Annotated in this window: 14 protein-coding genes; 12 read left to right on the top strand and 2 right to left on the bottom strand. The window is 66.4% G+C overall.

The window, feature by feature from the left end:
* The first annotated feature begins 28 nt into the window (after positions 1-28).
* The 10 genes from L5G33_RS10850 (at position 29) to L5G33_RS10805 (ending at position 10,894) form a co-directional block, all read left to right on the top strand.
* A complete protein-coding gene (locus tag L5G33_RS10850) occupies positions 29-1,321 on the top strand; it encodes an acyl-CoA dehydrogenase family protein (RefSeq protein WP_236998180.1) in 1,293 nt (430 codons plus the stop codon).
* Positions 1,322-1,463: 142 nt separating this feature from the next.
* Positions 1,464-2,489: an ABC transporter substrate-binding protein gene (locus L5G33_RS10845; protein ID WP_236998179.1), complete on the top strand. Its 1,026-nt coding sequence runs from the start codon at positions 1,464-1,466 to the stop codon at positions 2,487-2,489.
* 11 nt (positions 2,490-2,500) lie between these two features.
* Positions 2,501-3,340 (top strand): ABC transporter ATP-binding protein, encoded by an 840-nt coding sequence (locus tag L5G33_RS10840; protein WP_236998178.1) that lies wholly within the window; start codon positions 2,501-2,503, stop codon positions 3,338-3,340.
* Positions 3,341-3,383: 43 nt separating this feature from the next.
* Positions 3,384-4,238, top strand: a complete 855-nt coding sequence (locus L5G33_RS10835) for an ABC transporter permease (RefSeq protein ID WP_236998177.1) — start codon at positions 3,384-3,386, stop codon at positions 4,236-4,238.
* A 192-nt stretch (positions 4,239-4,430) separates the two neighbouring features.
* Complete coding sequence (locus L5G33_RS10830) at positions 4,431-5,414, top strand: ABC transporter substrate-binding protein (RefSeq protein WP_236998176.1); 984 nt, start codon at positions 4,431-4,433, stop codon at positions 5,412-5,414.
* 194 nt (positions 5,415-5,608) lie between these two features.
* Entirely contained in the window at positions 5,609-5,758 is a 150-nt protein-coding gene (locus L5G33_RS10825; RefSeq protein ID WP_236998175.1) for a hypothetical protein, read from the top strand.
* A 43-nt stretch (positions 5,759-5,801) separates the two neighbouring features.
* Positions 5,802-5,942 (top strand): hypothetical protein, encoded by a 141-nt coding sequence (locus tag L5G33_RS10820; protein WP_236998174.1) that lies wholly within the window; start codon positions 5,802-5,804, stop codon positions 5,940-5,942.
* Between the two features lie 145 nt (positions 5,943-6,087).
* On the top strand, positions 6,088-8,451 hold the full coding sequence (locus tag L5G33_RS10815) for a CaiB/BaiF CoA transferase family protein (protein ID WP_236998173.1): 2,364 nt from the start codon (positions 6,088-6,090) through the stop codon (positions 8,449-8,451).
* Between the two features lie 5 nt (positions 8,452-8,456).
* Positions 8,457-9,716 carry an acyl-CoA dehydrogenase family protein gene (locus L5G33_RS10810; RefSeq protein ID WP_236998172.1) on the top strand — a complete coding sequence of 420 codons (1,260 nt, stop codon included), beginning with the start codon at positions 8,457-8,459 and terminating at the stop codon, positions 9,714-9,716.
* Positions 9,717-9,787: 71 nt separating this feature from the next.
* On the top strand, positions 9,788-10,894 hold the full coding sequence (locus L5G33_RS10805) for an acyl-CoA dehydrogenase family protein (protein WP_236998171.1): 1,107 nt from the start codon (positions 9,788-9,790) through the stop codon (positions 10,892-10,894).
* 30 nt (positions 10,895-10,924) lie between these two features.
* On the opposite strand, the gene L5G33_RS10800 is transcribed toward L5G33_RS10805, so the two are convergent.
* Positions 10,925-12,313 (bottom strand): amidohydrolase family protein, encoded by a 1,389-nt coding sequence (locus tag L5G33_RS10800; RefSeq protein WP_236998170.1) that lies wholly within the window; start codon positions 12,311-12,313, stop codon positions 10,925-10,927.
* On the bottom strand, positions 12,310-13,500 hold the full coding sequence (locus L5G33_RS10795) for a CoA transferase (RefSeq protein ID WP_236998226.1): 1,191 nt from the start codon (positions 13,498-13,500) through the stop codon (positions 12,310-12,312). Before L5G33_RS10795 ends, L5G33_RS10800 begins: the two co-directional genes overlap by 4 nt.
* Before the next feature lie 211 nt (positions 13,501-13,711).
* Between L5G33_RS10795 and L5G33_RS10790 the strand changes: the two genes are divergently transcribed.
* Positions 13,712-14,656 (top strand): zinc-binding dehydrogenase, encoded by a 945-nt coding sequence (locus L5G33_RS10790; RefSeq protein WP_236998169.1) that lies wholly within the window; start codon positions 13,712-13,714, stop codon positions 14,654-14,656.
* Entirely contained in the window at positions 14,649-15,428 is a 780-nt protein-coding gene (locus L5G33_RS10785; protein ID WP_236998168.1) for an SDR family NAD(P)-dependent oxidoreductase, read from the top strand. The genes L5G33_RS10790 and L5G33_RS10785 overlap by 8 nt, the downstream gene beginning before the upstream one ends.
* The last annotated feature ends 19 nt before the right edge of the window (positions 15,429-15,447 follow it).

Genomic DNA, 15,447 nt, shown 5'->3' with positions numbered 1-15,447 from the left:
ACCCCTACACACGATGAGGAACCACGATATGAGCTGGGGATTCGAAACAGACGCCGAGTACCAGAAGGTCCTGGAGTGGGCCGACGAGTTCGTCACCAACGAGGTCGAACCGATCGACCAGGTCGTCACCCACGCGTGGGACATGAAGGACCCGTTGCGACAGAAGCTGATTCCGCCGCTGCAGGACAAGGTTCGGGAGAAGGGCCTGTGGGCGACCCATCTCGGCCCGGAGCTCGGCGGCCAAGGGTTCGGGCAGCTCAAGCTGGCGCTGCTCAACGAGATCGTCGGGCGCACTCACTCGGGGCCCATTGTCTTCGGTGCGCAGGCACCGGACTCGGGCAACACCGAGATCCTCGCGCACTACGGCACGCCGGAGCTCAAGGATCGCTACCTCAAGCCGCTCATCGATAACGAGATCGTGTCCTGCTACGCGATGACCGAACCGCAGGGCGGATCCAATCCGGTGGAGTTCGAGACCACCGCGGTGCTTGACGGCGACGAATGGGTCATCAACGGCGAGAAGTGGTTCGGGTCGAACGCACGCTTCGCGTCGTTCTACATCATCATGGCGGTCACCGACCCGGAGGCGGAGCCGCACCGACGTCTGTCGCAGTTCATCGTCCCGGCGGAGACACCAGGCGTCGAGATCGTCCGCAACACCGGTGTCTGGGGCCACGACTACGAGGTCGGCACTCATGCCTACACCCGATGGACAGATGTACGTGTCCCTGCCGATCACATCCTGGGCGGCGTCGGCCAGGGATTCGAGGTTGCGCAGACCCGACTCGGCGGCGGACGCATTCATCACGCGATGCGGACGGTCGGTCTGGTGCGACGATCGCTCGACATGATGCTCGAGCGCGCCGTGTCGCGGACCACCCGCGGAAAGCGTCTCGGTGATCAGCAGATGGTGCAGGAGATGATCGCCGACTCGTGGCTGCAGATCGAGCAGTTCCGGTTGCTCGTGCTGCGGACGGCGTGGCGGATCGATGAGGAGAACGATTACCGAAAGGTCATCAAGGACATCGCGGCGGTCAAGGCGGCGATGCCGAAGGTGTTGCTCGATGTCACCTCGCGTGCGGTCCAGCTGCACGGATCCCTCGGTGTCTCCAAGGAACTACCGCTGGGCAAGTGGCTGCTGGAGTCGTACCACATGGGTCTTGCCGACGGCGCGACCGAGATTCACAAGGTGAGCCTGGCCAGGCAGCTGCTTCGCGGCGCCGAGGCGACCGACGGCTTGTTCCCCACGTATCATCTGCCGGCACTCCAGGAGCAGGCGCGGGCCAAGTTCGCAGAGGAACTGGCCGCTCTGGAGGAGTGATCGACCCCCAGCGCATCCCCCGATATTTCGTCATTGACCTGGACCGTTTAGATCTATTGACAGCCCTAATTCTATGCGTATGATTAGGTTCATACTCAGATTGATGCAGTGACTGGCATCACGGAATTCCGGAGGAAGATCTATGCGGGCTCGATTGATGACAATGTCGGGGGTCGCGCTGCTGTTGGCGGCGTCGCTCGCCGCGTGCGGTGGTGGCGACGATGCGACGGGCGACTCCGCCGACGGATCGTCGACGGCGAAAGTCTCCGTCACGCCGGGCACCATCTGGGGGATTCCGATCGCCGTCGCTGAGAAGAACGGCTACTTCAAGGACGCGGCGATCGACGTGACCGTCCAGGCCTCGCCGTCCGGGATGGGTCACAACCAGCTCCTGGCTAGTGGCGTCGAGGACTTCGGTCCGTCGTCGCCGAGTCAGGCGCTCGCCGCGATTCAGCAGGGGCAGGATGCCACCATCTCCTGCGGCGGCAACCACCGAACCCCGACCGCGATCGTCGCCCCGGCGGGCAGCACGCTGCCGAGTGCCGCGAAAGGGGCTACCAGCCTCGACGTCCTTCGCTCGCTGAAGGGCAAGACGCTGGGCATGCCTGCCGCGGCGGGCACCGGCACCGCAAACCTGATGGCGCAGACCCTCGCCAGTGTCGGCCTGAAAGAAGGCGACTACACACTGGTCAACATCGGCTCGGGCACCACGGCCCAGGCCGCGCTGGTATCCAAGCAGGTCGACGCGGCGATGGCCGCGACGCCGACCGGCGAGACCGTGGTCGGCGACGGCACTGCCGTGCAGCTCGCCGAGCTGTCTGACGACGTCCCCAACTACCAGTTGATCGGCGGAGTCTGGCAGAGCCGAGCGTCGTGGGTGAAGGACAACCCCAAGGCGACCGAGGCGTTCTGTGCAGCGATGGGGAAGGCCTACGAGTACTTGCAGAACCCGGCCAACGCGAAGTCTGTCGATCAGTTCGTTCTGGACGGAGTGGGTGCCAAGACCGCACCGAGCGCGGTGACGGCGATCCGCGAGAACTTCTCGGTGATGACCGCCGACGTCCCTGAAGCGGAGATGACCAAGACCATCGACGTGCTCACTTCCATCGGTGTGCTCAAGCCGCAGCCTGCGGTCACGTACGCCCAGGCCGTCACCGCGCAGAGTTGAGGAGATTCGAGATGACGAACACCCAGGTCACCGCAGATCCGGCGTTGAGCTTCGAACACATCTCCCAGGTGTACGGAGGGTCCGGCGGAGTCGAGCGCTTCGTCGCGCTCGAAGATGTCAGCTTCGAGGTTCCCGAGGGACAGTTCATCGCGATCGTCGGCGCCAGCGGATGCGGCAAGACGACGCTGCTGAACATGGCCGCTGGACTCGCCGAACCGACCAACGGCACCGTTCTCGTGTCGAACAAACCGCCGCGCTCGCCGAATTACGATCTCGGCTACATGTTCGCCCGCGACTCACTCCTCCCGTGGCGGACCGCCCGCAAGAACGTCGCTCTCCCGCTCGAGGCGCGCAAGGTCTCGGCTGCCGAGCGCAAGAAGCGCGCCGACGAGATGCTGGCCTTGGTCGGGCTCGCGGGCAAGGAGAAGCAGTTCCCGGCACAGCTCTCGCAGGGCATGCGCCAGCGGGTGGCCATCGCGCGCACGCTCGTCTCCGATCCGGAGATGCTCCTGATGGACGAGCCGTTCGCCGCACTCGATGCCCGGACCCGGCTGCGCATGCAGGCCGAGTTCCTCAAGATCTGGGAGAAGGATGTCGACGCCGAGGGGCGCACCCGCCGCACGGTCTTTCTGGTCACCCATGACCTGCAGGAGGCGACCGTGATGGCCGATCGGGTCATCGTCATGCTTCCGAGTCCCGGACGTATAGCGACCGATCTGCTCGTCGATCTGCCTCGGCCGCGTGCTCACCTCGTTGACGAGATCATCTTCACCGAACGGTTCCGCGAAATTCAGCACGAACTGTTCGAGCAGCTCGAGGGCGCGGTGGCATCGAGTGCGGACGCACCCTGACCGACACCGCGTGAACCCGTCACTCCATACCAGACAGGCGACCATGACCACTCACGTCGAAACCCCCTCTGTCCAAGCGGCGACCCCCGCCCAATCCCCAACGGCGATGCCGTCGATGACCAAACGGTTGCGTCTGCTCCCGTCACGGCGGACGTCGCTGGTGCTGACGACCCAGCTCGTCATCATCGTCGGCTTCCTCGTGCTGTGGGAAGTCGCGGCGAACCAGGGGTGGGTCAACCCGCTCTTCGTGAGCAAACCCTCCGAGGTGTGGTCGGCACTGACCGACTATCTGACATCCGAGCAGATGCGCTCGTCGATGGGGGCGACCCTCATCGCAGTTATCCAATCGTTCGTCATCGGTTCGGTGGCGGGCGTGCTCATCGGCTGTGTCTTGGGCACCAACCCGTTCCTGGATCGGGTTTTCGGTCCGTTCTTGGTGCCGCTCAACGCAGTTCCTCGTATTGCGCTGGCGCCGCTGTTCGTCGCGTGGTTTGGCCTCACCGGAACCTCAAAGGTCGTGATGGGCGTGTCGATCGTGTTCTTCCTGCTCGTAGAGAACTCGCGTTCGGCAGTCAAGGGTGTCGACCGCGACCAGATGACGATGGCCCGCGTCGTCGGCTTGAACAAGCGTCAGCTGATGACGAAGGTGATTCTGCCGTCGGCTGTTCCGACGATCTTCGCCGGCCTGCGGTTGGCCATCACCTACGCCATCCTGGGCGTCATCGCGAGTGAGATGATCGCCGCCAAGAACGGCCTGGGCCAGGACATCGTTCGATACAGCAGCGAGTTCCAGATCAACTATGTGTTTGCGGTCCTGATCGTCCTGGCAGCCCTGGCGACCGTGGCGAGTGTCGGTTCGAGCAGGTTCGAACGCCGACTCCTGCGCTGGCAGGACTGACGCAGGAAGGCCGCGCGGTCGCCTCTGCGGCTCTCGGACACCGACTGGTGTGCGGCCTCGACAAGATTTCGCCAATCCATCACAATCCTCATTTTCATGATTATGATTGCCATCACAAGTAGACGCCACTAGGTGGTGGGGTCATTACATGGAGGTTTTGACATGCGGGCAGGAATTCTTAGGCTTTCGGGAGTGCTGCTGTTGGCAGCGTCGCTCGCCGCCTGTGGCAGCGGCGAAGGCGATTCCGCGGACGGCTCGGGTGCGCAGGTGAAGGTGTCGGTAACGCCAGGCGGCATCTGGGGCATCCCGATCGCGGCGGCGGAGCAGCAGGGGTACTTCAAGAGTGCGAACATCTCGGTCGAAGTCAGCCCGGCCCCGTCGGGCATGGGCCTGAACCAGCTGCTCGCCAGCGGTGCTGCCGACTACGGGGCTTCGTCGCCCAGCCAGGCCTTTGCCGCGGTTCAGCAGGGTCAGGATGTCACCACCTCGTGCGGCGCCTCCGGTAAGGTGCCGACTTCGATCGTCGCGCCGAAGGGGTCGTCGTTGCCGTCGGTCGCGAAGGGCGCAAGTGCCACGGACGTCCTCAAGTCGCTCCGCGGCAAGACGCTGGGCATGCCGGCTGCGGCGGGCACGGGTACCTCGAATCTGATGGTGAAGACTCTGGAGAGCGTCGGGCTGCAGGAGGGTGACTACACCCTGGTGAACGTCGGGTCGGGCGGCACGGCGCAGGCTGCGTTGGTCGCCGACCAGGTCGACGCAGCGATGGTCGTGACGCCGACGGCCGAGACGATCGTTGCGGAGGGGAACGCGGTTCCGCTCGTGGAGCTCTCCCAAGAACTGCCCAACTATCAGTTGCTCGGCGCGGTGTGGCAGAGCCGCAAGTCATGGGTGGAGGAGAACCCGAAGACGGCCGCGGACTTCTGCGCGGCGATGGCCAAGGCGTACGGCTACATGAACGACCCGGCCAACGCTGATGGCGTCGACAAGCTGATCACCGACGCAGTCGGGGCCGGCACTCCTGCCGACGCGGTGACCGAGATCCGGAAGAACTTCAACGTTCTCGACGCGGCGGTCGATCCGGCGCTGTTCCAGAAGACGGTCGACGCCCTCACTTCGGTGGGTGTTCTCGAGCCGGAGCCTGCGGTCACCTATGACGAGGCGATCATGATCAAGTAGGACCCGCTTGGGACGGTGCCGCCCGGAGTGGGTCATTCCCTCCGGGCGGCGCCGTGTCCGAGTGCTTTCGGCCGCCGAAAGCGCTTGCCATAATCCATGACTATGATTATAGTGAACATAGATAATACGCGCGCCGGTGCATGAGAGCTAGATGACATGCGATCACTCGGCGCACCTACGGCGAAGGAGCGGACATGTCCGACACCACCCCTGGCGCGGAAGCCACCAACGGAAGCCGACTGCGCTGCAACGAGTGCAAGTCCGAAGCGATCGTGACGACGGCCGGCGGGTCGTCGTTGGCCTGCTGCGGAGTGGCCCTCGAGGTCATCTTCGTCGGCGGCTGACGCGTCCCACGCCATTGACACGTCACGACATCGAGGAGAAACCATGAACGAGATCGGCAAGCGCTACACCTGCGCACAGTGCGAGACCCAGGTCATCTGCGTGAAGAAGGGGGAGGGGAGCTTCACGTGCCACGGTGCACCGATGGAGCTGCTCACCGCAAAGCCTCTCCCGTCGTCCGACTAGATCCGAAGCTCACCAGAGGCCCGGAGCTCGCTAGTAGACCCGAACTCGCTAGAAGACCCGAACTCACTAGAAGACCCAGGGCCGCGTGACTCGTCGAAGCTTCGACGAGTCGGAGCGAGCGCCGCATTACAGAAGGAGTGCTCACATGGCTGGTCCCTTGGACGGGCTCGTCGTGGTCGATGCGAGCTGGGGTATGCCGGCTGCCGTCTCAACGATGATGCTGGCCGACTACGGCGCCCGAGTCGTCAAGCTCGAGCGACCCGGCGGAACCGGTGACGTGCCGTCGGCGTTGCGCAAGACCACCGACCGCGGAAAGTGGAGTGTCGAAGCCGACCTCGCCACGGCGGAGGGGCGCGCAATCGCCGAACAGCTTCTCGCAGGTGCGGACGTCTTCGTCGAATCGTTCGGCACCGGGCGGGCCGAATCACTCGGCATGGGATACGAACGACTGCACCAGAAGTTCCCCGAGCTCGTCTACTGCTCGGTTACCGGATACGGCAACACCGGCCCTCTGACGTCGCGCCCCGGTTACGAGGCTCTGCTCAACGCGCGTCTCGGTCAGATGTCCGAACAGGTCGGACACCGCGACGGCCCGATTTTCATGGGGCACCCGACGGTGTCGTACGGCACCGCCTTCATCACCACCATCGGGATCCTGGCGGCCCTCCGCGCGCGCAAGATTAACGGCGCAGGCCAGAAGGTCGACACCTCTCTCCTCGACGGGATGCTCGCGATCTCGTCGATGAACTGGTGGTGGAACGAGAAAGACATCTCCTACCTGGCCCGCAGCGGGACCCAGACAGGCTTCGGTAATAAGCGCCTGATCACCGACCCGTTCCAATGCGCAGACGGCAAGTGGCTGATCCCGCACACCGGCGGCCCGGGATCGTACAGGCGGATGATGGATCTCCTCGGTTTCGGCGAACAGACCCAGCTGATCGACGGCCCCGAGATGGCTGTTCCGCTCAACGAGGTCGAGCTCGACATCGCCCGGAATCAGGTGCCACAGGCATTCCGGACCCGTCCGCGACACGAATGGCTCGAACTCTTCCACGCCGCCGACATCGCGGCACTGCCGCTTCTTCATCCTGAAGAGACGTTCTCCGATGACCAGGTCGAGTTCGCTGAGGTCGCCGTCGAGATCCCGGATACCGAGCACGGAACCCTGCGCCAGATCGGCCCGGTGATCCGCTTTGACAAGTCTGCTCCCGCAGTGCCGCAGCCTGCGCCGCTCGTCGGCGAACACAACGCGCGTCTCGGCGAGATCTCACGGTCCGCTGTGTGGGCGTCGGCACCCGCCGCGGAGAAGATCGCGGCCCCGCTGCAGGGAGTCAAGATCGTCGACTTCAGCTCGTACTTCGCGACTGGCTTCGGGGCCCGGCTGCTGTCGGATCTCGGTGCCGAAGTCGTCAAGGTCGAACCTCTCGTCGGTGACCAGATGCGTCCTCTGGGCGACCTCTTCGAGGGCGCCAACCGAGGCAAGCGGAGCATCGCGTTGGACCTGCGCACCGCGGACGGTCAGGCGATCGCCCACCGCCTGGTCGCGGACGCCGACGTCGTCATGCAGAACTACCGTCCCGGAAAGGCCGAGAAGATCGGTCTGGGATACGAACAGCTCAAGGCCGTCAATCCCGACCTGATCTATGCGTACCTCCCGGGCTTCGGTTCGGCCGGCCCCAAGTCGACGCTCAAGTCGTTCGCTCCGCTGGTCTCGGGACTGGTCGGACTGAACTTCGAGGGGGCGGGCGAGGGCAACGCGCCGATCCGTCGCGTCATCGGTAACGAAGACCTGTACAACGGGTTTCTTGGCGCCGTCACCGTGCTGCTGGCGCTCCACCACCGGCTGAACACCGGCGAAGCGCAGTACGTGGAGAGCCCGCAGCTGCACTCGAGCCTGTTCGTGATCAGCGAGCACTCGGCGACACTCGACGGTGCGGCGGTGCCCGCCCACCAGCTCGACTCCGAACAGATGGGGCTTTCTCCGCTGTACCGCCTCTACCGGACCTCCGATGGTTGGATCGCGATCGCGGTATTCGGTGACGCCGCCTTCTGTCGCCTAGCCGACGCTCTGAACCTCCTTGGCCTGGCCAGTGACGCGCGGTTCGCCGACGCGGCCCTACGCCGGACGAACGCGGACAGCCTCGCGGAACTGCTCACCGCCCGCTTCGCGGAGCTCACCAGCGACGACGCGTTCGCGATCCTTGACGGCAACGCGGTCCCCGCCGAAATCCCGCTCGATCACCCGGCCATGCCGGAGCTGCTGTGGGAGGAATGGGCCACCGACTCCGGTCGCGTCGTCGAACACCACCACGAAGAGTACGGCTGGTCGCGCGAGGTCGGAATGGTGATCCACCTGTCCGACACTCCCGGACGGTTCAAGGGCGGCAGCCCGCGTCTCGGCCAGCATACGGCTGAGATCCTCGACGAACTGGGCTGGAGCGCGGACGAAGCCGCCTCGCTGATGGCCTCCGTGTGCAAGCTGCCCACTGCTGCAGCAAAGGAATCGTAAGAATCATGGACATCACCTATCCCGCGGCCGCCGAAGAGTACCGCGTTCAGATACGCACGTTGCTCGAATCGGAGCTTCCGGACGACTGGCAGGGCATCGGTGCCTTGCCGTTCGCCGAGCAGGAAGTGTTCCTCAAGAACTGGCGCAAGGTGCTATCCGACAATGGGCTCCTCGCCGTCTCGTGGCCGAAAGAGGTCGGCGGAGCCGGACTGTCGGGCATCGAGCAGGTGGTTCTCAACGAGGAGCTCATGCGACTCGGTGTGCCCGACGGCACTGAGAACGACACCCTCGGCATCAAGCTGCTCGGCAACACGATCGGTGTCCTGGGCACCGACGAGCAGAAGGAGTACTTCCTGCCCCGTGTGCTCTCCGGAGAGCACGTCTGGTGTCAGGGATATTCCGAACCCGAAGCCGGCTCCGATCTCGCTGGCATGCGTACGCGGGCCGTCCGGGACGGCGACGAATGGGTGATCAACGGTCAGAAGACCTGGACGTCGCAGGGACACAGCGCGAACTGGATCTTCGTGATCGCCCGCACCGATCCGACGGTCGCCAAGCACAAGGGTTTGTCGTTCCTCCTGGTGCCGATGGACCAGCCCGGTGTCGAGGTCCGCCCGATCCTCAACGCCGCGGGATACGTCGCGTTCAGCGAGGTGTTCTTCACCGATGCGCGCACGCCCGTCACCCACGTCCTTGGCGAGGTCGGCGGCGGCTGGAAGACGGCGAACACCCTCCTCGGTTTCGAACGCGGCGTGCGAGCGACGACCGACGCGGTGCGGTTCGGTCGTGAGGTCGAGCGCCTGATCGAGCTGGCACGCGAGCGAGGACTGACTGATGATCCGCGGATCCGCGCGGAACTGGCCTGGTGCTGGTCGCGCGTGCAGACCATGCGGTTCCGCGGCTACCGCGCCCTGACCAAGCTGCTCAACGGCGGCTCGTACGGTGTGGACGGATCGTTCTCGAAGGTGATCTGGAGCGAGTTCTTTCAGCGGCTCACCGAGATCGGCATGGAGATCCTGGGCCTCGAAGCGCTCACGCCGAGCGGCGCAGGCAACGACGGCATCCTCGTGACACCGAACCCGGGCACGGACAACTCGTCGAAGTGCTGGACGGACATCGCACTGTATGCGCGCGCCGCGACGATCTACGGGGGCAGCTCGCAGATCCAGCGCAACATCATCGGAGAACAACTCCTCGGGCTCCCCAAGGAACCGCGCCTGGACGGCGGGCCGTTCCAGGACATCGGGCGTCGTCAACCCGCCTGACTCGAAACGTCCACGCCCTCGAACCTCTTCGCTGCTGTGTCGGCGACCTGGATGAAACGGAAAACACCAGCATGTATTTCGAATTCGACGATGATCAGGAGGAGTTCCGCAAGTCGCTGCGCCGCCTGTTGACCGAGCGTGCTCCGATGAGTCGAGTCCGCGAGTTCGCCGAGTCCGGCGACTACGACGCCGACACGTGGAACCTGCTTGCATCGAACATGGGCGTTCCCGGGCTGCATATCGACGAGCAGTTCGGTGGCGGCGGGTTCACTTTCCTCGAGACCTGCCTGGTCGCGCAGGAGTTGGGGCGCGCGCTGACCCCGGTCCCGATGGTCACCACGACCGGAGCCATCGAGGCGATCCTTCGACTCGGAACTGACCAACAGAAGCAGGATCTGCTGCCGCGCCTCGTCGAGGGCTCGGCGATCGGTGCGCTCGCACTGAGCGGTCCCGACGACACCTCGGTGGACGTGGCAGGCGTGCGCGCGGTCGACGACGGCCCCGGGGCCCAGTCCCTGACCGGGCGGGTCGATTATGTGGCCTTCGGACACATCGCCGACCTGTTCGTCGTCCCGGCGCTGACACCGGCCGGGGACCAGGTGGCGCTGTACGCTGTTGATGCTAACGCCGACGGCGTCGAGGTCACTTCACAGCCGTCTCTGGATCTGACGCGTCCGGTGGCGACCGTCGAGTTCACGAACACTCCCGCGCAATTGCTCGGCGCGGAGCCCGAGCCGATCCGGCACGTCGTCGACGTGGTTCGGACGCTGCTCGCCAACGAATCACTCGGTGCTGCGGAGGCAGCGCTGGAGATGGCCGTGGAGTATGCCAAGCAGCGTGTGCAGTTCAACCGGCCGATCGGCTCGTTCCAGGCGATCAAGCACAAGTGTGCGGACATGGCGATCGCGATCGACGCGTTGCAGGCGACGGTCATGTACGCGTCGATGTGCGCCGACCAGGACAGCGACGAGTTCAGTCGCGTGTCCGTGATGGCCAAGGGGCAGGCTGCCGAGTGCCTCACCCTATGCGCATCGCAGAACATTCAGGTGCACGGTGGAATCGGGTTCACCTGGGAAGCCGACCCGCACCTGTACTTCCGGCGCGCGAAGGCCACCGAGCCGCTGTTCGGTAACAGCAAGCATCACAGCGATCTGCTCGCCGATCTGGTCGGCATCTGATCCGATCGCGATGACGCGGTGCTGCGCCGCTCATCGCTCAAACACGACCCGGCTGCCGACGAGGGTGTATCGCACCCGCACGGCTGCCGGGTCGTCGAGCATCTGCGCCCACGGTCGGTCGAGAACGATCAGATCGGCGTCTGCGCCGACCGCGATAGTGCGGGCGGGCCCGCCCGGGTCGTCGAGCGGAGCCAGGAGGCGGTCGAGGGCGCTCGCCGCCGTCAGGGTCTCCGACTGTCCGACGACTCGCCCGTCGGGGGCGGTGCGATCGACCGCTGCCGCGACGATCCGCCACGGATCGACCGGGCCGTACGGCGCGTCGCTCGAGAGTGCTAGCCCGATGCCCGCGGCGAGGAGACTCCGACAACGGTAGAGGCTCTCGAGATCGTGCGGGTCGACGCGCCGCAAGTAGTCGTCGCCGCGGTCGGCGAGGAACCCGGGCTGCGTCACCACCGTCAGGCCGAGGTCGTGGAACGTTCCGATCGCCTCGTCAGGGATCACCGCGCCGTGCTCGACACGGTCACCGGGCACGGTGCCTACCGCATGGAACACCGCCACCAGCAGCCAGCACGCCTCCACACTCACGCAGTGCACCGCGACCGGACGACCGAGTGCGTGTGCTCGCTGAATCGTGTCCTCGAGTTGCTCGATGTCCGGCAGGTCGGAGTCGGCGATGACGATTTTGTACGGCCCCGTCGCGACGTTGCGGCCGCCGGACCGGTGCAGCGGCACGCCGAGCAACTGGAGGCGTTGGGGGAGGGCGCCGGTCGCTGCCGCATCGGTCAGTGCCGCGAAGGTGCGACCGTCCAGATCTGGCGTCGCATCGGTGATCCCGGTGATTCCGTGCGCCGCGAGATGCATGCCGACCTCGTCCAGCGGAGGCGGGCCGTGATCGGGTAGACGAGACCGCAGCCAGGTGTCGGCGCGCCAGACGCGACCGGTGGCCCGGCCGCTGTCGTCGCGTTCGACGCCGGGCTCGGTGGCGTTCTGCAGGTCGACCAGGTGGGCGGCAGTCGAATTGAGGACCCACATGGCTCCGCTGCGGTGCTGGATGCGCGTCGGACGATTCCGGCACAGTTCGTCGAGGGCGTCGGCATCCAGATGGCCCGCGACAGTCTCGACGTAGCCGACGCCGCGGATCCACCCGTCGCCGGGGGCCGAGGCGAGGGCCGCGGCCAGGTCAATGGCCGTCGTCACATGCGGGGGGCCGCAACGGATCGAGCGCCAGTGGGCGGCGAGCGCGTGCAGGTGGAGATGATGATCGTGCAGTCCGGGAAGCACCGCGCACCCAGCGGCGTCCAGCGTCGGCGTCGACGGCCGGGCGTATCCGGTCCCGACGGCGTCGATTCGGCCGGCGCGCAGGTGGACGTCGGTGCGGACTCCCGCAACGTCGGCGTTCGCGATCACCAGACGGTTCACCGGGCGACTCCCAGTTCGGCGAGCACCGCCGCGGTGTCGCGTCCGCTGACGGGTGCCTGGTCGATGCTCGGTCGTCGGCGCGGCGCGGTGAGGAGCGCGTCGCCGGCGGGTTCGGTCTGCGTCGCGGGATCGAGAGTCGTGGCGACCACCGACGACATGTCGACGTCCCACAGTTGTCCGGAACCGTCGGGGCCTCTCGACATCGCGAGATCGGCCGCGGCGAGTCCGGACAGCGGATCGGCGATCGCGTCGCCGACGAACAGCGGCGTGCCGTCGTCGGCGCGCGCCACTAGACCGGCGCATGCGGCGATGTCGTCGCCGAAACCGATCCGGTTCGACTCCCGGCCGTGTGCGGTGATCGAAACCCAGGTGCCGCCCGCCGCGACGAACCGGTCTGCGTCGAGTCCCCACCTGGCAAGGGCCCTGGGCCGCGATGCCTCGATGACGATGTCGGCGGAGGCGACGAGCGCGGCGAGCGCATCTCGCTGCGCGTCGTCGTCGGGATCGAGGACGACCGATTCGTGCCCGGCGTGCAGGAGTCGGTAGAATTCGCTGTCGCCGCGCCGTGCGCCGTCCGGGCGGCCGGGCGTCTCGACCTTGATGACGCGAGCGCCCGCGAGAGAGAGTAGATGGGCACATAGCGGGCCCGCCCACAGTGCGCTGAAATCGACCACCCGCAGTCCGGCGACCGACCTCGGCAGCAGGGTCGCGGCCTGCGCGGTCGACTGCGCCGTCTCGACCGGGCCGACTGTCCCGACCGGCCCAGCCGCGACGCCGAGAAGCTCGGCGCGCTCGGCGAGTTCGGCTCCGGTGTGTGAGCGCACCCAGTCGGCGACCGCGGGCCACGGATCGTCGCGGACGTCCGCGCAGGCCAGGGCGCCAAGTAGAATCGGGTCGTCTGGTCGTGCGCAACTGACCGCGGCCCAGCCGTCGAGCGTGGGCAGTAGTCGGCAGTGCCGACCAGCCGAGGTCATCCCGTGCCGGGTGAACCCGGTGTAGGCCGCACGTTCGGACAGCAGTCGCGCGCCAGCGAGCCGAACTCGTCCCTCGGTGGCCTCGGCGATCCGGGCGGCGTGTCGATCGGCGACGGTCGCGGCGTGGCCGGGAGGGATCAGCGGGGGGCCATCGCCGAATCCGGTCAGTACCGGGACGCCGCTGCGTGCCCAATCGATCACGCGGCGCGACATCTCCTCGGTTCGGCCTGGCACGTGGGCGAGTGTACTGCGCGCTCGCGAAGCGGAATTGGGTATTCACTAAACAGCTAGTAATCGTTATCATAAATAGTGCTACCGCTGACCGTCACCGGGTGCGGAGTCGATCCCGTCGCCGGCCCGTGCGTCATCGTCGACTACGGACTCCCGTACGTGTGAGGCCAACCTAGAGAACGGAAACCTGGACATGAAGGCATGGCAGTTCGAACGTGCGGGCACTCCGCTGGAGCTCCGCGACCTTCCGGAGCCGCGCCCCGCGGCCGACGAGGTGTTGATCGAGATCAAAGCGGCCGGCTTGTGCCACACCGACGTCGGCATCCTGCACGACCCGCAGTGGTCCGAGCGGATCGGTCCGTTCCCGTTGACACTCGGGCACGAGCTCGCGGGCGTGATCATCGAAGTGGGGCCCGACGTCGAGGGTTTCGCGGTCGGTGACCGAGTAGGCGTCTTCCCCGCGGGGCGGACCCGCCCCGGGCTCGGGCGCGATGGCGGCTACTCGTTCCGATGCACGGCGTTGCCGGAGGACCTGGTGAGGGTCCCCGCAGAGGTCGGATTCGAGCAGGCCGCGCTGGGCACGGACGCCGGGCGGGCGGCCTACCGGGCGTTGGTGCGCCGCGGCGGTGTCACGAGCGGCGACAAGGTCGGCATCATCGGCTTCGGCGGGCTGGGCCAGATGGCGGCGCGGATCGCAGTGGTGCTCGGCGCCACAGTCTTCGTCGCCGAGAAAAAGAAGTCGCTGTGGAGCGCCGCCACCGAGATCGGCGCACAGGCGGTGTCTGGCGACATCACCGACTTCGCAGACGAGAAGCTCGATCTCGTCGTCGACTTCGCAGGTTTCGGGACGACGACCGCGGCAGCGATCGAGGCCGTCCGCGAGTTCGGCACCGTCGTGCAGGTCGGAATGGGCAAGCTGTCCGCAGAGATCTCCACCGGATCGCTGATCTTCAAGCAGGTGACACTCATCGGGTCGCGCAGCGGCTCGGTCGAGGACATCGCAGCGGTGTACGAGCTGTTCGCGGCGGGCGAGTTGAATCCGTTGATCTCACCGATCACGTTCGAGGACATTCCGGCAGCGCTCGACCGGCTGCACCGGGGCGAGGCGGAAGGGCGACTGGTGGCCGTCTATGAGTGACCGAGCGGCGATTGTCACCGGTGGAGCCAGCGGTATCGGCGCCGCATGCGCCGAGCGGTTGGCGTCCGACGGATTCCATGTCCTGATAGCCGACCTACAGGAAGACGCCGGTCGGGCGCTCGCCGATCGCCTCGGTGGGGAGTTTGTCCGCACTGACGTGACGGATGAAGCGGACGTCGCGGCGGTCGTGGACCGCGCAGGCGAGTCTCTCGAGGTGTTCTTCGCCAACGCAGGCGTCTTCGGTGCCCTGGGGCCGATCGAGCGGACCGACATGGCTGCAGCCGACCACACCATTGCGGTGAACCTGCGCGGCACAGTGCTCTGCCTCAAGCACGCGGTGCGCGTGATGCGTCCGCGCGGGCGCGGATCGATCATCGTCACTGCGAGCCCGGGCGGGATCGTGGGTGGGGTCGGCCCCCACATTTACAGTGCGACCAAGGCTGGTGTGGCAGGCCTGGTGCGCGCCGTTGCCGCCGAGGCGCGCGACTACGGCATCCGCGTGAACTCGCTCGTCCCGGGGGCGATCGTCTCGCCGATGACGGCCGCGGTGCTCGCCGACGACCCGACCGATCTCGACGGTGCGACTGCAGCGATGGCTCCGATCCCGCTGGTCGGCCGCCCCGGGCAGCCCTCCGACGTGGCGGGCGCGGTCTCGTTCCTCGCCTCCCCGGACTCTGCGTTCGTCACGGGTACCGAACTCGTCGCGGACGCCGGGTACACGCACGCGTCTGGCTCGGCGGCGTTCGCCAAAGGGCGGTTCGCCGAGTCGTGACTCCGCGGAACGGCTGAGA

It is taken from the genome of Gordonia liuliyuniae (assembly GCF_021738805.1).
GTDB classification, from domain to species: Bacteria; Actinomycetota; Actinomycetes; order Mycobacteriales; family Mycobacteriaceae; genus Gordonia; species Gordonia liuliyuniae.
This window is presented reverse-complemented; position numbering and strand designations above follow the sequence as displayed.